This is a genomic window from Blautia sp. OM06-15AC (assembly GCF_003481425.1).
Lineage (GTDB): Bacteria > Bacillota > Clostridia > Lachnospirales > Lachnospiraceae > Fusicatenibacter > Fusicatenibacter saccharivorans.
Map to the genome: position 1 here is coordinate 173,554 of NZ_QULD01000003.1, position 14,144 is coordinate 187,697.

Genomic DNA, 14,144 nt, shown 5'->3' on the forward strand with positions numbered 1-14,144 from the left:
CTTTTGTGTCTACAATCTTTGCTATTATACCATTCTTTTCTGAGAAACTCAAGAACCCATTTTCACGCCCGCCCCGCCGCTTTTTATGTAAATTCCCGGATTTTCATTTTCCACTCGTATTTTTTAAGAAAATACTATTTTTTTCGTAAAGTTTCTGTTATAATATCGTAAGTTCCCAGTTATATTTTATACCTAACGCTACCTGTTTGTTACCTATTATAAAACACTAAAGAAAACTGGAGGTTATTTACTGTGTCTCGCAAAAAAGTACAGCATGTTGGAAAGATACTTTTTTCCATTCTTTCCGTTCTGTTAGGATTCCTTGGGATCCTTCTTTTTACGTCTTCCCGCTGGATGCTCGCGACCTGGGCGCATCTTGATATGGAAGAACTTGTTTATCACTTAAAGGCACCCCTTGAGGGTACCAGCAAGGATGTGCTCTGGAGTTACGTCTGGTCCTGCGGCATGATCTCTTTTGCCGTTCTTGCTATTCTGATCGCGCTTTTTATTATCCTGCGCCATCGGAAGAAAGTGGAAATCATTCTCGGTTGCATCTGCATTGCCCTGGGAATCGCTCTTTCTTCCTATTCTCTTTATAATGTCTGGACGACGCTGGATATCGATACTTACCTGCACATTCAGAACAGCTACAGCACTTTGATCGAAGATAATTACGTCAATCCGTCCCAGACAACGATTACATTCCCGGAAAAGAAACGGAATCTGATCTATATTTATCTGGAATCAATGGAAAGCACCTATTCTGATAAAAAAGACGGCGGTGCTTACGACCACAATTTTATTCCCGCCCTGACTAATCTTGCCCTGGACAATATCAATTTTTCCAACTCCGACAAGCTGGGCGGCGCTTATCCGACAACCGGAACCACCTGGACCATGGGCGGTCTCTTTGCACAGACTTCCGGTCTTCCGCTGAAGCTTTCGATTCAAGGCAATGAGATGGCTTATCAGGACAGCTTTTTTCCGCAGCTTTCAACACTTGGCGACGTTCTCAATGAAGCCGGCTACAAACAGTACTTTATGATGGGTTCCGATGCCGCATTCGGCGGACGGAAGAATTACTTCACTTCGCACGGTGATTATGAAATTGACGATTACTACTGGGCGATCAGCGAGGGACTGATCCCGGAAGGCTACTACCAGTGGTGGGGCTATGAAGATGCCAAACTGTTTGAGTATGCAAAAGATAAACTGACGGAGATTTCCAAGAATGACGAACCGTTCAACTTCAGTATGCTGACTGTTGCCACCCACTTCGAGGACGGCTACAAATGTGACGAGTGTGATGAAAAGCAGTACGGAGATGACCACTACGGTATGGTGATTGACTGCTCCAGTTCCCGTGTCAGTGAGTTTATAGACTGGATCAAGGAACAGCCTTTTTATGAAAACACGACTATAATTCTTTCCGGTGATCATCTGACCATGGACTCTGATTTTTGTGAAAACATCGCTGAAGATTATCAACGTTCTACTTATAACGCTATTTTAAATTCACCCATTCTTCCGGTTCATGAAAAAAATCGGATTTTCACCACGATGGATATGTTCCCAACTACTCTCGCAAGCCTTGGAGCTGTCATTGACGGTGACCGTCTTGGACTTGGTACGAATCTTTTTTCAGACAAGCCTACACTTGCCGAAGAACTTGGCTTCGATGAACTGAATCGCCAGCTCTCTATGGGCTCCCGATTCTTCGATGAACTTGATGCTGATCTTACCCCCGTCTGGGTCGGCGATGGCGAATATCAGAAATTTTATATTAAGGAAGAAGATCGATTTGCCAATAACGAATGGGTAACTTACAATCCACATCAGCTCTGGGCTGACGGTAAGCAGTCTTATTTTATTGATAAGGACGGCCACGCGGTTTCCGGCTGGCAAAAGCTTGAGGATGGGAAATGGTATCATTTTTCCGAGTCGGATTACCATCTCATCGAGGGTCCTTGCGATACAAATCCTGAATTGGAAGAGGAAACACCCGACTCCACTTCGGTAAATGACATTTCCTCCGCTTCTTCTTTTACAGAAAACGATTTGGATTCCACAGTCGAAAGTTCTTCTTCTGGAATAGATGAGGACGATTTCTCTGAAAATGAGGATAATTCCAAAACCATCAGACATCTAGGCTCTTCTGCGGAAGATGATCCTCACGACCTGTCTCCTATCGATTATCAATAAAAATTTGATAACGATTCAGATCTATGCAATATAAAATAAAATCCCGCAGAAAAAGTTTTCATTTCTTTTTCTGCGGGATTTTTATCTTGCAAAATATTTAAAGCAGTATACGCTTAACTATTGTCTTACGTACAAAAATATGTTTTTTCCCATTTTTTTCACCTGTGTAAGGATCCACTGGATCAGTAAGGCAGCAAAAATCGCTGCTAATAAATACAGAATTTTTGTCTGTTCTACGTCCTTCGGCATATAATACCACCAAATATCACTTTTACATCTTGACCAGTCAAACTTCAAAAACAGCTTTGTGCCATTCGCAATTGTTCCGAAAGCAACTTTTACAAGTAAAAAACCCAAAAACTGATTTTCCATAATCGAAAATGTGTTGTCTGCAAGAAGATTAATCCACTTTTTTCTTCCAAATACTGGTTCCATTATCGTTGCAATCCGCATCCAAAGTGCAATTCCCAAAAAACCAATAATAATTGGCATGACCGGTCCTTGATTAAAGTCATTGCACCACGCTGGCGTATAAGCCAACCTAGTTTTATAATGAAGAAAAATCATAAGTTTTGCAGCAAACACAATCGCAAAATACACTACAGATGGAATCCTGTCCACATATTTCTCCAGTATCTTTTTATAAAAAATACCCATTGCATAAAACGGAGCAAAATACAGAATTCTGACCACTGTCAGCCACCAGCTGGTGCGATATTCCATAATCGCCAAAAAATTGCCGCCCATTCCAATAAGTACTGCCCCTGCAAAAAATATCCATTCCGGTATCTGCCATCCTTTTCGCTTAAAAAATGCCCGAATCATACAATTTAATATTTCTACCATAAACAAGGGCACAATATACCAGCCGGCCATATTAAGGACAAACTGATGCCCATCGTTTAAAGGTGAAATCAGAATATTGTGCAAATTAAATTTTCCACCGATTTGAAAGCCCCACCGATGTAATAACCTGACAAGCAGCCCATACGCAATCGTATACCCATACATTGGAAGTATCAGGGTACGAAGCTTTTTACAGACATATCTCCCCGGTCATTTCAGTGCTGCATCTTTAAAAAAATATCCTGAACAAAAAGTAAACAGCGCCAGATGGATTCCCTCATACGGAAACCATTGCGCAAAGTCCAAAGAAATTCCACCACCATCACAATGTCCCGCAACAACCATCAGAATCGCCACAGCATATAATATCTTAAAACGATAATCTATTTTTTTCTTATTCATAATCAAAAGCCTTTCGTTTGTTGTACGCAGACCCCCTATTTCAAAGGACAAGGACAGCTTAGCTGATATCGCTTTCTTTCCATCATCGGAACGTTTTACGGCAATGTATACACCAGTACCCCCAGAATAATAATCAGATTCCCAATCAGCTTTCCTTTTGATACCTTTTCTTTCAAAACGCCAAAGGAAAGCAGCAGGACAAAGACGTACGTAAAGGTATCCAACACCGGACCGTATTTCAAATCTACCTGTGTGTAGGCATACGTATTTAAAAGAAGTACACTGCCAAAAATCAGATACGCCACAATCACGCGCCAGTTCAGATACTCGCGAAGTGCAGATGCATGCTCCTCGTTGGCGCTTTGTTTCAGCAGAATCTGTGATACTGCTGAAAACATTGTACAGATCAGCATTAAAATCATATATTTATTCATATCGCTGCACCACCATAACTCCCACCAGCACAATCAGAAGGCCGATGATATTTTTTACCGTCAGATTTTCATGGAAAATGATCACGGCCCAGATCTGGGACCAGATCAGATAGACGCTGCGGTTTGCATATGCGGTTGACAAAGAGAATTTTTTGATTACCTTCTGCCATGCAATAGCGTAAATGCCACAGTTTGCAACCATCAGAAATAAAAATACATATAATAGAGGATTTTTGATTCCTCCCCGGTTCAGCTGAACCGATGCTGCTTTCGAGAACACACTCGTCAGAGAAAACAGCAGGATATTCAGGTGCAGCTGAATATAATCTTTTGCCTTATTCAAAAACAAGTCCTCCTTTTTACTTTTCTTCCACGCGGAAAATGATATGCCCTTCTACTTCTCTTACCGGGATGCACCCCGCTGTTTCCACATAGGATACTGCCGCTGAACTGCTCGAAAGTACAATATACTCTGCATTCATTTCCCTAAGACTTCTGTAAAATTCTTTCTGATCCAGCGACAGATCCATCTGTGTGATAATCTGAAGGATCTTTGTTTCGTCTTCAATTTCCTGCTCGGTCAGTGCATCAGTTGATACCGTATTGGAGCCCTGATAGGTCAGAACCATATCGCGGTCCAGAACCAGTTCAAACGAAGCATCATACTGCCGCACGATCAGGTTGAAATCCGGTTCAAAGACAACTCTTACGGTTCCCTCTCCCGCTTCTTCGTGCAGCACCGTACAGACGGCCAGAAGATCATCTGGCATCTTGTACTGGTTATCCGGCAGCTTCGGCAGTCCGCCAGCCAGTACGGAATTTCCGCCAAAACAGATGACCGCTGCCAGCACAGCCGCGGTCAGATACCGTCTCCAGCCTTTTTTCTGCCCGCCCACAACTTTCGTGCAGGCATATCCGATGGTCAGTACCATCGGCAGAATCCAGAAAAACCGGTAATAGACATTGACCATTCCAAGTTTTCCCAGGATATATTTCACCGCAAATGGATTGTATACCGTAAAGGCCAGAAAAACAGCGGTTGTTACGAACACATACCGCTCTTCCTTTTTTCCTTTTAAAGCGAGATACAGCACCGACAGCAGAAACAGCGTCAGTACGGTTGTGTTTCCTCCAAACGTCACAAAGACCTGTCTCACAAAATCGAGGCCGCTCTCATTCAGATTTATTCCGCCCACATTTTCTCCTTTCTACCGCACAACCGGAATCTGCAGGATACCGCGCACACCAAGGAGATAGACCCCAAGCACCAGCACACACGGCAGCACAGCAAGCAGATAGAGCCCGCTCTGTCCCCAGCGTTTTTTCCGCACAAGATTCGGCAGAATCACAGCACTCATGGCCACCGGTACGGTCATCATGGATGACATCGTAAGGTCAATTGCAGCGACGCCTGTCATGAAAAACAGCAGCCAGACTCTCTTTCCGTTTTTCTCCTGATACATGCGCAGGCCAAGATAAAACAGAAACGGGAGGATGATATTGCACAATACGGCCTTTCCCTCGTATCCCCTCGTCAGCAGGAACGACGCATTCGAAAAGATCGTATGAAAATTCAGATTCACAACACTAATAAAGCACAGGAGCACCCATACCATCTGTTTTTCTTTTAACAGCGCCTTTCCGATCTGTGCATAGACGAGATAACTTAAAACTACCGTCATCATACAGAGAATCACCTTCGTCACTACGAGCGGATGAAGGCCCGTTAAACAGCACAGTACTGCATTTGCTGCCGGATACATGCTGAACACATAACGGATGTTAAAAAAATCCAGTGCTTTTCCTGTATATGGGTCAAAGCTGCTGATGGAATCTGTCGCAAGGTTCGTTGTCACACTTCCCACATAATACGCTGCATCCGCACTGCCGTTTTCCTGCAGTGCAGCAACAAAATACAGCTGGATTCCAATCAGCACCAGCATCACATAAAAAGCCGCCGTCTTTCCTCTCCAGAAACCGCCGCTTCTTTTTCCCCACTCTCTCCACATTCCCAGATGAAGACAGATGGAAGCAATTACAAGGACAGCCACAACAGCAGCCCATACCCATGCGAGCAGATGCAGCTTTGCACCGAGCACCATCATCGGCACAGAAATCAGTTCAAATAAGAAGTAATATGCAATAAAGCCAAACAGCACAGTTTCACCCAGATGTCCGCTCTCATACCTGTTTTCTCTGATAAAAAAAGAACCCAGGCAGCAGAACACTGCGAGCATTCCCAGAAACAGTGCCGGCATTTTTAATAAGGTAATCATGTTTGGTTCCTTTCTTTTCCTTACATTCCCAATCCCACTCATTCTAACATGATGCCCTGTCTGCGTCAAGTAATCGAAATTCTAATAAACATTGACTTTTCCCTGAAATTTTGTATAATTGTGATGTTGAGCGCTTATTTTCCACCCGGCTGTTTTACTTTTTGTTTTAATGATATATGTTACGAAAGGAGCCATTGATATGCCTTTTTCCCGGCATACCCGCAGATCCGTGTTTTCCATCGGCGCTGCATCCCTTGCCGCTGCTTTTCTTTTTCTCACCCCGGAAAACACACATGCGGCTGATACTACAGCAAAAATTCACATTCTGACACTCGGCAGCGGCTCCAATGCCATCGTTCTGGAAAGTGTAGACGATAATGGCCAGAAAATTTTCGGCATGGTAGACTCCGGCGAGGACTGGGATTACCCTGACGGATCTGATCCGCGTTATCCGCTGCGCAGCGGCATCACAACGTCGACCGGCTACGACGATGAGGTACTCTCCTACCTGGACTCCCTCGGTGTCACCTCCGATAATCTGCAGTTTTATGTTGCAACACATCCGCACAGCGACCATATTGGAACCGGCGATACCATCGTGCGGCTGTATTCCCCCGACCGGGTTTATCTGCTCCCGTATGATGACAGTTATATCTATAATACTGCGCGTCTCTGGGACAATCTTTATGTCTACGACCAGCTTCTTACTGCTGCAGAAGAGACTGAAGGCGTGACCCTGATCCAGCATCTGAATCCCGGTGCCGCCTCCGCAGAAGAAGGATCTCCTGATTTTGCTTTTGGAAATTTCCAGATCCAGATTGTCAACTACGAGGAAGATTATCTCACAAGTCCAAAAGAGGACGCCAACCAGTTCTGTCTTGGTGTAATTGCCTCCGCAAACGACCACCGCGCTTTTCTGACGAGCGATATCGACGACGTCGAGGGAGATGCCAGCCGGATTGTTTCGAACTACGGGCTGTACAGCATTGATCTGATGACTTCCAATCATCACGGATATCCGAATGCTGTCGATGCAGACTATCTTGCTGCCGTCAACCCGGAATATTTTATCCAGACCGGTGACTTCCGTATTATGGATAACGATACCGTCGAGACCCTGACCTCTCTGGGGCTGCGCGTATTTTCCACGACAGAATATTCCGGCGATCTTCCGGCAGTCATTGCTGACTTTTCCGGTTCCGCGGTCACTTCCAACGTGGATGATACCTATGAAATTTACCGCGGCCGTTCTTCCAAGCTCGTTGCTTATCATGACGGCATCCCGTACAGCGGATTTTTCACCCGCGGCGGACAGAAATATTATGCAGACAGCAGCCATCTTCTCGTATGCTCCACTTCCTGGCGCGACACAGAAACGGGCATCGAATATACCTCCGATGAAAACGGCGTGATCACAAACGAACGCCACGTCATCGGCTGGGTAAAACGGGATGGAAAATGGTATTACTACAACGATGATGAAACACCGTATACCGGCTGGCTCACCCTCGACCACAAAACGTATTACCTCGGCGCGGACGGCGTTATGGCAACAGGCTGGCTTCTGCTTGATGGAGATTACTATTATTTTTCCGGCAGCGGTGAGATGCAGACCGGATGGCAGTTTATCAGCAACAACTGGTACTATCTCGCCAAGGATACCGGTATTATGTATTCGTCCGGATGGCACGCTGATCCGGAGACCAAAACGATGTACTATTTTTACACATGGGGAGGTGCCGCACGCAATACGACACTTACCTTAAACGGTTACCGCGTCAAATTTCTTTCCTGGGGCGGTATTTCCGGCAGCACCTGGCTGTACCATGACGGTGCCTGGTATTATGTACAGAAATATTCCTGCGTAACCAATGGCTGGTATCAGATCGATGGCGCCTGGTATTTTATGAATGCGGACGGTTCCCTGAAGCAGAACGAAAGTTTCCTGTATGACAACAATCTCTACTTTGTAAATAAGAGCGGAAAAATGTATCAGAACCAGTGGCTGAAATGGGATGGAAACTATTATTATCTCAGAAGCTGGGGCGGTGCCGCACACGAAGGCTGGCTGCTGCTTCAGAATAAATACTATTATATTAATGAGGACTGTACACGGAAAACGGATGAAGCCTTTACGTACGACAACAATCTTTATTTTGTTGATGAAAACGGCGTCATGCCGGCAAACCAATGGGTGATCCGGGAAGGTGTCTGGTACTTTACCTACAGCTGGGGCGGTGCGAGAAAATCGCAGTGGTTCTATTATAAAAACAACTGGTATTACTTCAACGATGATGCTTCCATGCAGACCGGCTGGGCAGAAATTGACGGAAAAACATATTATTTCCAGAGCTGGGGCGGATGCGTCACCGGGACGAAAAAAATTGACGGAACAACGTATGTGTTTGATAAAAACGGTGTTCTGCTTTCCGAAAAAGAAAGCTAGAAAAATCCATATAAAAATGCGGCAGAAACGAAAATCTCATTCGTTTCTGCCGCATTTTTTATAAATTTCTTTTCCGGAACAGTGCACGAACGCACTGCCGGTAAATTCCGGTTCCCAGAAACAGGGTCAGATAGGCGATTTTCCGCCCATTCGTGAAGTGATCGCCTTCCAGTACCAGAAGCGGATGCTTTTTAAGCTCTTTTGCCAGCCTCTTCGCAAGCGCCTTTTTCTCCGCGTCCATGGTTTCCAACAGCATCAGCTTGTCCAGCACGAAAAACCGCGCCCAGCAGCAGCGCACACCTGCTTCTTTTTTCAGCGCCGGGTGGCGTTCTTCCACGACATTCTGATTATGATCCCATACTTCCACCGAACCCAGATCTGACCAGCGAAAACCGCTTGTCGTGAGGCTTTCGCGCCGGTGCACATAATAGTATTTCTGTGCTGTGGAAAAGGCCACCTTCCGGCAGTGCTCCATTAACGGAACGATGACGTATGCATCCTCGGCGATTGTTTTCTCCGGATAGACAACGCCCTCGAAAATCTCTCTCCGATACAGCTTGCCCCACGGCATCACGCCGAACACGCGCGCCTTCATCACCTGGCGCAGTCCCTCCTCGCTGTCGGTCACAGATTCGATTCCCTCCTGTTTCAGATCCGGCACCGGCCTTCCTTCATAGAGATCGTATCCGCGGCAGATACTCATTTCGGCATCATATTTTTCCGCCAGACGATACAGTGTTTCCAGAAGATCCTCCGCTGCGAAATCGTCGCTGTCCACAAACGTGATATAACGCCCCTCTGCAAGCGCAACGCCCGCATTCCGCGCCGAACTGACACCGCCGTTCTCTTTTTGGTGATAACGGATCCGCGCATCCTGTTCTGCGTATGTCCGGCAGATTTCACTGCTCTTGTCGGTGCTTCCATCATCTACAAGAAGCAGCTCCCAGTCCGTAAAAGACTGGGAGAGAATGGAATCCACACATTTTTTTAAAAATTTTTCTGCCTGATACACCGGGGTAATGATTGAAATTTCCGGCATTGTTTTATCCTCTTTCTTTATTTCTTACAGCAGTAGTGTATCCCCTTATACTGCTCATACGGATGATCGAGATCCAGAAACGCCGCATCGTGGTGGCCTTTCTGCTGTTCTTTCGGCGGCAGTTTCATATAATCGCCGAACGCCATGCGCAGATATGTGTCATATCCGACCGGAATCGGCAGGCGCTCGTTCTCGAACGGAACCTCAATCGCCGATGCAAAAATCTTTTTCGGATATTTCCGGAGAATCGCCTGCGGTGCGCACATCTCGGTGATGCCGTCCACCCGCGGGCTGTCGATATCAAATTTTGTAATATAGTTCTCTGCCTGCTTCCAGATCCGGTACCGCATCTTCTGCGTCGGAGCCAGCGCCAGCAGAATCGTTCCCAGGTAATGCATAAACGCGCCGTGGCGTTCTTTGGTCGGAATAACCTGCGTGCAGAAGAGCTGGAAAATCTTTCCCTCGATCACCTGCCATTTCCGCGCAAGGTTTCCCGGTGCATAGCCCTCGATCGGGAGAATATCAAGTGCAACGCCGTGGCAGAGATCCATATCGACCTGCTCCTTTTTCACCTGCGTGGTGCGGCTGTCGCGGATGTTCGCAAACGTGTGAGCATTGCAGAAGCCCTCTTTCGGGTACTCGAGCTTGTAGATTTTACTCTCCTCCTGCGTATCCCAGATTTTCAGGAACTTCTCGTAATCTTTCCGCGGCATGAAAAAGTCGAGATCATCGTCCCACGGAATAAAGCCGCCGTGGCGGATTGCACCGATACAGCCGCCGCCGCAGAGATAACAGGTCAGATGATTTCTCTGGCACCAGTGGTAAAACATAACGGCCATTTCCAGATTTTTTTCCTGCAGCCGGCGCAGAATTTCGTCCTCGGTATTAAACATCTTTTTTCTCCTCTTCCTTTGCGTTCAGGCTGATCGTCTGTCCTTCCTCGAGCCCTTCTGTGCTCTCCTTTGTGAAGACAATCTTAAAGGTTGCAAGAATCAGCTTCAGATCCTCTAAAATCGAATAGCTTTCTATGTACATCAGATCCAGCTTCAACTTGTCGTATGCGGTCGTGTTGTACTTTCCGTAAATCTGGGCGTAGCCGGTAAGGCCTGCCTTTACTTTCAGACGGTAAGCAAACTCCGGAATCGATTCCTCATATTCCTTTGCAATCTCCGGCCGCTCCGGGCGCGGTCCGACGACGCTCATATCGCCCTTGAAAATGTTCAGAAGCTGCGGCAGCTCATCAATTCTCGTCGCGCGGATCACCTTCCCGACCGGCGTAATGCGGCTGTCGTTCTTCGTTGCCAGGCGGGCTACGCCGTCTTTTTCGGCATCCACGATCATGCTTCGGAATTTGTAGACATAGAATTCTTTTCCGCCGATCGTGAGACGTTTCTGTTTAAAGAACACCGGGCCATGGTCATACAGCTTGATGCAGAACGCTGCGATCAGCATAATCGGCGACGTGATCACAAGAAGAATCGTCGATACGAGCAGATCCAGCAGGCGCTTGCAGAATCTCTGATCAAACGAAAGACCACTGTTTCGCGCGAGCAGAAGCGGTGTATCGAAAATATGGAGCGCTTCCGCTTTCCGTACCATAATATCCGACAGCTTCGGCGTCAGATAGACACGGATTTCTTTCGCATAGCAATATTTCAGCAGACGGTTGCGCAGCTCCGAATGAAGATCGCCCAGGATCACACCCTCCTGACCGTATGTGTCAATCTGGCGGCAGAGCTCTTTCTCTCCCACTTCCACGCTCACCTTATGTGCTACAATATACTTGTCCGGCCGCTGGTTCATCTTCAGCTCCAGGCTTTCCATCGGGTATTCACCGTAAATCAGAAGCACCTCTCTTGGCGGAAAGAGACGCGCAAACGTTTTCTCAAAAAGCCAGGATACAATGCCTGCCAGCGCAAAGTCCACGAGTGTCATGCCGACCATCGGCAGAATGTACGGCAGGTGGCGCCACAGCAGGATAATCTGCAGATACATCAGCGCATTGGCACAGAATGCCGTCATCATCTGGGAATAGATGATGCTGCTTCCCTTCATGTAGCCGATCTTCATGCCGCCGTAAATGTACATGAAAACCAGAAGAAAAATACCGTAGATCACGACGATAATCTGATTTCCCTTATCCCAGAACGGCTCCAGCCACAGGTGGCTCGCATAGTATCTGTCCCAGAACACAGAAAAAACAGTGCATTCCAGAAGCACAATCGCCGCGACCGCCAGGACACGCATCAGATGTTTGTACTGTTCCCTGTTTTTATAGTTCATCAATCTCTTCCTCTCTTTTTGCCCTTACCGTAATACTTCCGCACACCGTTTACGGCATAGCACGCAAAACAGTACAGGGAGCGGAACGTTCCCATTCCCAGCTCGCGGTAAACACGGTAAGTCATTCCTGCAGAATGCAGTTTATTCCCCGATTTTCCTGTGCTGGACAGCCGGTATTTCAGCAAAGGCTCATCCACACCGCAGGCTGTCCCGTATTTTTTCAGGATCCGCAGCCAGTCCAGATAATCCTCGTGGCACTCGTCCTTTTCCATCGGGAATTCCAGCAGAACGCTTCTTTTGGCCAGTACCGACGAGCAGCCGATCACGTTGCCGCGCAGTAGCATTTTGTAGGTGATCCGCTCCGGGACAGAAAAAATCTTCTGCTTTTCCGGTTCCTGATCGTAAATCAGCTCCCGACCCGTACAGCAGAGCACATCACCGGTCTTTGCAAGGGCTTTTTCCTGCTTTTCCAGTTTTTCGGGATCCCAGTAATCATCCGCGTCCAGAAAGGCAATGTAATCGCCCTTTGCGAGCTGTACACCGCGGTTTCTGGATGCGGATGCTCCTTTGTTTGTCTCATTCCGGATATACCGTACCCGGTCATTTTCTCCGTAACGCCCCATCTTTTCCATCGTATCGTCCGTGGAATGGTCGTCGATCACCAGGATTTCCAGCGGGGTTTTTGTTGTCTGGCAAAGGACTGAGTCGATTGCCTGAAACAGTGTTTCTGCACCGTTGTACGAAGGGATTACTACTGAAATCATGTATTTTCCTCTCTTACTTTGTCTGCTGCATCTGTTTTTTAAATTTTCCAGCAGCAAACCTCCTACTTTTATAGCATATCTGCACGGGCTTGTCAATTTTACGCCGGGATCTGCTGGTTTTTCTTTCTTACATGTAATTCTATGTGAGCTTTAAAAACGCCAGTAAATAGAACAGAATTCCTCCGAACAGTGCTCCGTTTCCGCCGTTTTTCTGCCCCGTCTTTTTTCCGATGGCAGTTCCGGCATACATCGCCGCCATTCCGACCGCGAAGGAGGCAAAAAAGATCTGTCCTCCTGTCACCGGAAGATCCGCGGCAAAGACGCCGGAGACAATTCCATCCACCGACATCGAAACCGCCAGCAGGCCAAATTCCAGTGGGTGGAGCTGTTTTTCCAGATGTTCCAGTCTTGCTTCTGGTTTTCCCTGCTTTTTTCTTCTGCGTTTTCTCAGTTCTTCGAAAATTTTCAGCGTTCCCATAAGAAAAAAGCAGCCCGCACCCACTCTGGTTCCCCATTCCGGTCCTGCGGACTGCAGAAATCTTTTTCCAAACTGCGCGGAAGCAACCAGGGCAGCACTGCAAAACAGATTCAGCAGCGCCGTCATGCCGGGTGAAATTCTCGTATTGCTGCTTCCATATCCGATGCTTACTGCAAAGTTATCGGCTGAGAGCGCCGCAGCAAGCAGAAGCAATTCTACCATATGACACGCTCCGTCATTTCTCACTTTACAGTATTCGTCTGTTTTTCAAACCGTGCATCCCGGGAAGGCAGTTCTTTTTCTTATTCCACTGCTTTCCGGAATTCCCGGATTTTTTCTCCGAAGTGCGATACATCGGTGCAGAAAATGCTCGAAGTTCCCGCCACAAAAATGCTGGCTCCAAAGGAACGCAGCGTCGCGCCGTGCTCCTTCGTAATGTTTCCGTCCACTTCTAAAATGATGTCCTCCCGGTGCATCTCCTGCAGAAATTTCTGCAGCTTTTCCGCCTTGCGCAGCGTACTCGGCACAATTTTCTGTCCGGCAAAGCCCGGATTCACCATCAGAAGATTGACGCCGTCGATATAATCAAGCACTTCCTCGATCTGCCCGATCGGTGTCGCCGGGTTGATCGCGAGGAACCGCTTGCAGCCGTACGGCACGAGGTAATCGAGCGCGCGCTGCACCTGGAAAGTGCTCTCATAATGAATCGTCACGATGTCCTCTTTGTAAATGCCGATCCACGGCAGCTTGTACTCCGGGTCTTTAATCATCAGATGAAGATCGAGCGGAATACTCGTCAGTTCCCGCAGTCCGCGGATGTAGTCGACGCCAAGGCCGAAGTTCGGAACGAACTCGCCGTCCATCACATCAATATGGAGATATTCGACTTTTTCTTTTTCAAATACATCGATCGTCGCCTGCAGATCCACAAGGTTTGAGCACATCATGGATGCCGATATCTGACTTTTTCTCAT

General features: G+C 47.1%; 14 protein-coding genes. 2 read left to right on the plus strand and 12 right to left on the minus strand.

The genetic code is table 11. The features are described 5' to 3' along the window. Positions 1-252 precede the first annotated feature (252 nt). Positions 253-2,202, plus strand: a complete 1,950-nt coding sequence (locus tag DXB83_RS06120) for a sulfatase-like hydrolase/transferase (protein WP_243002033.1) — start codon at positions 253-255, stop codon at positions 2,200-2,202. Positions 2,203-2,319: 117 nt separating this feature from the next. Here DXB83_RS06120 and DXB83_RS06125 read toward each other — a convergent pair whose 3' ends face one another. The 6 genes from DXB83_RS06125 to DXB83_RS06150 all read right to left on the minus strand — a co-directional run bounded on the left by DXB83_RS06125 (position 2,320) and on the right by DXB83_RS06150 (position 6,160). After that, positions 2,320-3,132 (minus strand): hypothetical protein, encoded by an 813-nt coding sequence (locus DXB83_RS06125; RefSeq protein WP_117804381.1) that lies wholly within the window; start codon positions 3,130-3,132, stop codon positions 2,320-2,322. Positions 3,133-3,258: 126 nt separating this feature from the next. Then, positions 3,259-3,450 carry a hypothetical protein gene (locus DXB83_RS06130; protein ID WP_117804380.1) on the minus strand — a complete coding sequence of 64 codons (192 nt, stop codon included), beginning with the start codon at positions 3,448-3,450 and terminating at the stop codon, positions 3,259-3,261. Between the two features lie 95 nt (positions 3,451-3,545). Next, a complete protein-coding gene (locus DXB83_RS06135) occupies positions 3,546-3,884 on the minus strand; it encodes an EamA family transporter (RefSeq protein ID WP_022462983.1) in 339 nt (112 codons plus the stop codon). Beyond that, positions 3,877-4,227 (minus strand): EamA family transporter, encoded by a 351-nt coding sequence (locus DXB83_RS06140; RefSeq protein WP_022462984.1) that lies wholly within the window; start codon positions 4,225-4,227, stop codon positions 3,877-3,879. The genes DXB83_RS06135 and DXB83_RS06140 overlap by 8 nt, the downstream gene beginning before the upstream one ends. A 16-nt stretch (positions 4,228-4,243) precedes the next feature. Further along, positions 4,244-5,080 (minus strand): hypothetical protein, encoded by an 837-nt coding sequence (locus tag DXB83_RS06145; protein ID WP_117804379.1) that lies wholly within the window; start codon positions 5,078-5,080, stop codon positions 4,244-4,246. 12 nt (positions 5,081-5,092) lie between these two features. Continuing rightward, positions 5,093-6,160 carry a DUF6077 domain-containing protein gene (locus DXB83_RS06150; protein ID WP_117804378.1) on the minus strand — a complete coding sequence of 356 codons (1,068 nt, stop codon included), beginning with the start codon at positions 6,158-6,160 and terminating at the stop codon, positions 5,093-5,095. A gap of 199 nt (positions 6,161-6,359) precedes the next feature. Here DXB83_RS06150 and DXB83_RS06155 point away from each other — a divergent pair, with 199 nt between their 5' ends. Continuing rightward, positions 6,360-8,606 (plus strand): hypothetical protein, encoded by a 2,247-nt coding sequence (locus DXB83_RS06155; RefSeq protein WP_158565832.1) that lies wholly within the window; start codon positions 6,360-6,362, stop codon positions 8,604-8,606. A gap of 58 nt (positions 8,607-8,664) precedes the next feature. Here DXB83_RS06155 and DXB83_RS06160 read toward each other — a convergent pair whose 3' ends face one another. From DXB83_RS06160 to DXB83_RS06185, 6 genes are all read right to left on the minus strand, one after another. After that, a complete protein-coding gene (locus DXB83_RS06160) occupies positions 8,665-9,645 on the minus strand; it encodes a glycosyltransferase family 2 protein (protein WP_055219419.1) in 981 nt (326 codons plus the stop codon). 17 nt (positions 9,646-9,662) lie between these two features. Beyond that, on the minus strand, positions 9,663-10,538 hold the full coding sequence (locus tag DXB83_RS06165; protein WP_055219421.1) for a LicD family protein: 876 nt from the start codon (positions 10,536-10,538) through the stop codon (positions 9,663-9,665). Then, positions 10,531-11,928, minus strand: coding sequence for a sugar transferase (locus DXB83_RS06170; RefSeq protein WP_118697349.1), 1,398 nt, complete (start codon positions 11,926-11,928; stop codon positions 10,531-10,533). Before DXB83_RS06170 ends, DXB83_RS06165 begins: the two co-directional genes overlap by 8 nt. Further along, complete coding sequence (locus tag DXB83_RS06175; RefSeq protein ID WP_117804423.1) at positions 11,928-12,692, minus strand: glycosyltransferase family 2 protein; 765 nt, start codon at positions 12,690-12,692, stop codon at positions 11,928-11,930. The genes DXB83_RS06170 and DXB83_RS06175 overlap by 1 nt, the downstream gene beginning before the upstream one ends. Before the next feature lie 139 nt (positions 12,693-12,831). Next, positions 12,832-13,392 (minus strand): manganese efflux pump, encoded by a 561-nt coding sequence (locus DXB83_RS06180; protein ID WP_055219426.1) that lies wholly within the window; start codon positions 13,390-13,392, stop codon positions 12,832-12,834. A gap of 80 nt (positions 13,393-13,472) precedes the next feature. Further along, positions 13,473-14,144, minus strand: coding sequence for a ribulose-phosphate 3-epimerase (locus DXB83_RS06185; protein WP_117801721.1), 672 nt, complete (start codon positions 14,142-14,144; stop codon positions 13,473-13,475).

Coding starts and splice junctions, on each gene's coding strand:
- DXB83_RS06130 (WP_117804380.1), bottom strand. CDS start 3,450: ATGAATAAGAAAAAAATAGATTATCGTTTTAAGATATTATATGCTGTG.
- DXB83_RS06135 (WP_022462983.1), bottom strand. CDS start 3,884: ATGAATAAATATATGATTTTAATGCTGATCTGTACAATGTTTTCAGCA.
- DXB83_RS06150 (WP_117804378.1), bottom strand. CDS start 6,160: ATGATTACCTTATTAAAAATGCCGGCACTGTTTCTGGGAATGCTCGCA.
- DXB83_RS06155 (WP_158565832.1), top strand. CDS start 6,360: ATGCCTTTTTCCCGGCATACCCGCAGATCCGTGTTTTCCATCGGCGCT.
- DXB83_RS06160 (WP_055219419.1), bottom strand. CDS start 9,645: ATGCCGGAAATTTCAATCATTACCCCGGTGTATCAGGCAGAAAAATTT.
- DXB83_RS06165 (WP_055219421.1), bottom strand. CDS start 10,538: ATGTTTAATACCGAGGACGAAATTCTGCGCCGGCTGCAGGAAAAAAAT.
- DXB83_RS06170 (WP_118697349.1), bottom strand. CDS start 11,928: ATGAACTATAAAAACAGGGAACAGTACAAACATCTGATGCGTGTCCTG.
- DXB83_RS06175 (WP_117804423.1), bottom strand. CDS start 12,692: ATGATTTCAGTAGTAATCCCTTCGTACAACGGTGCAGAAACACTGTTT.
- DXB83_RS06180 (WP_055219426.1), bottom strand. CDS start 13,392: ATGGTAGAATTGCTTCTGCTTGCTGCGGCGCTCTCAGCCGATAACTTT.
- DXB83_RS06185 (WP_117801721.1), bottom strand. CDS start 14,144: ATGAGAAAAAGTCAGATATCGGCATCCATGATGTGCTCAAACCTTGTG.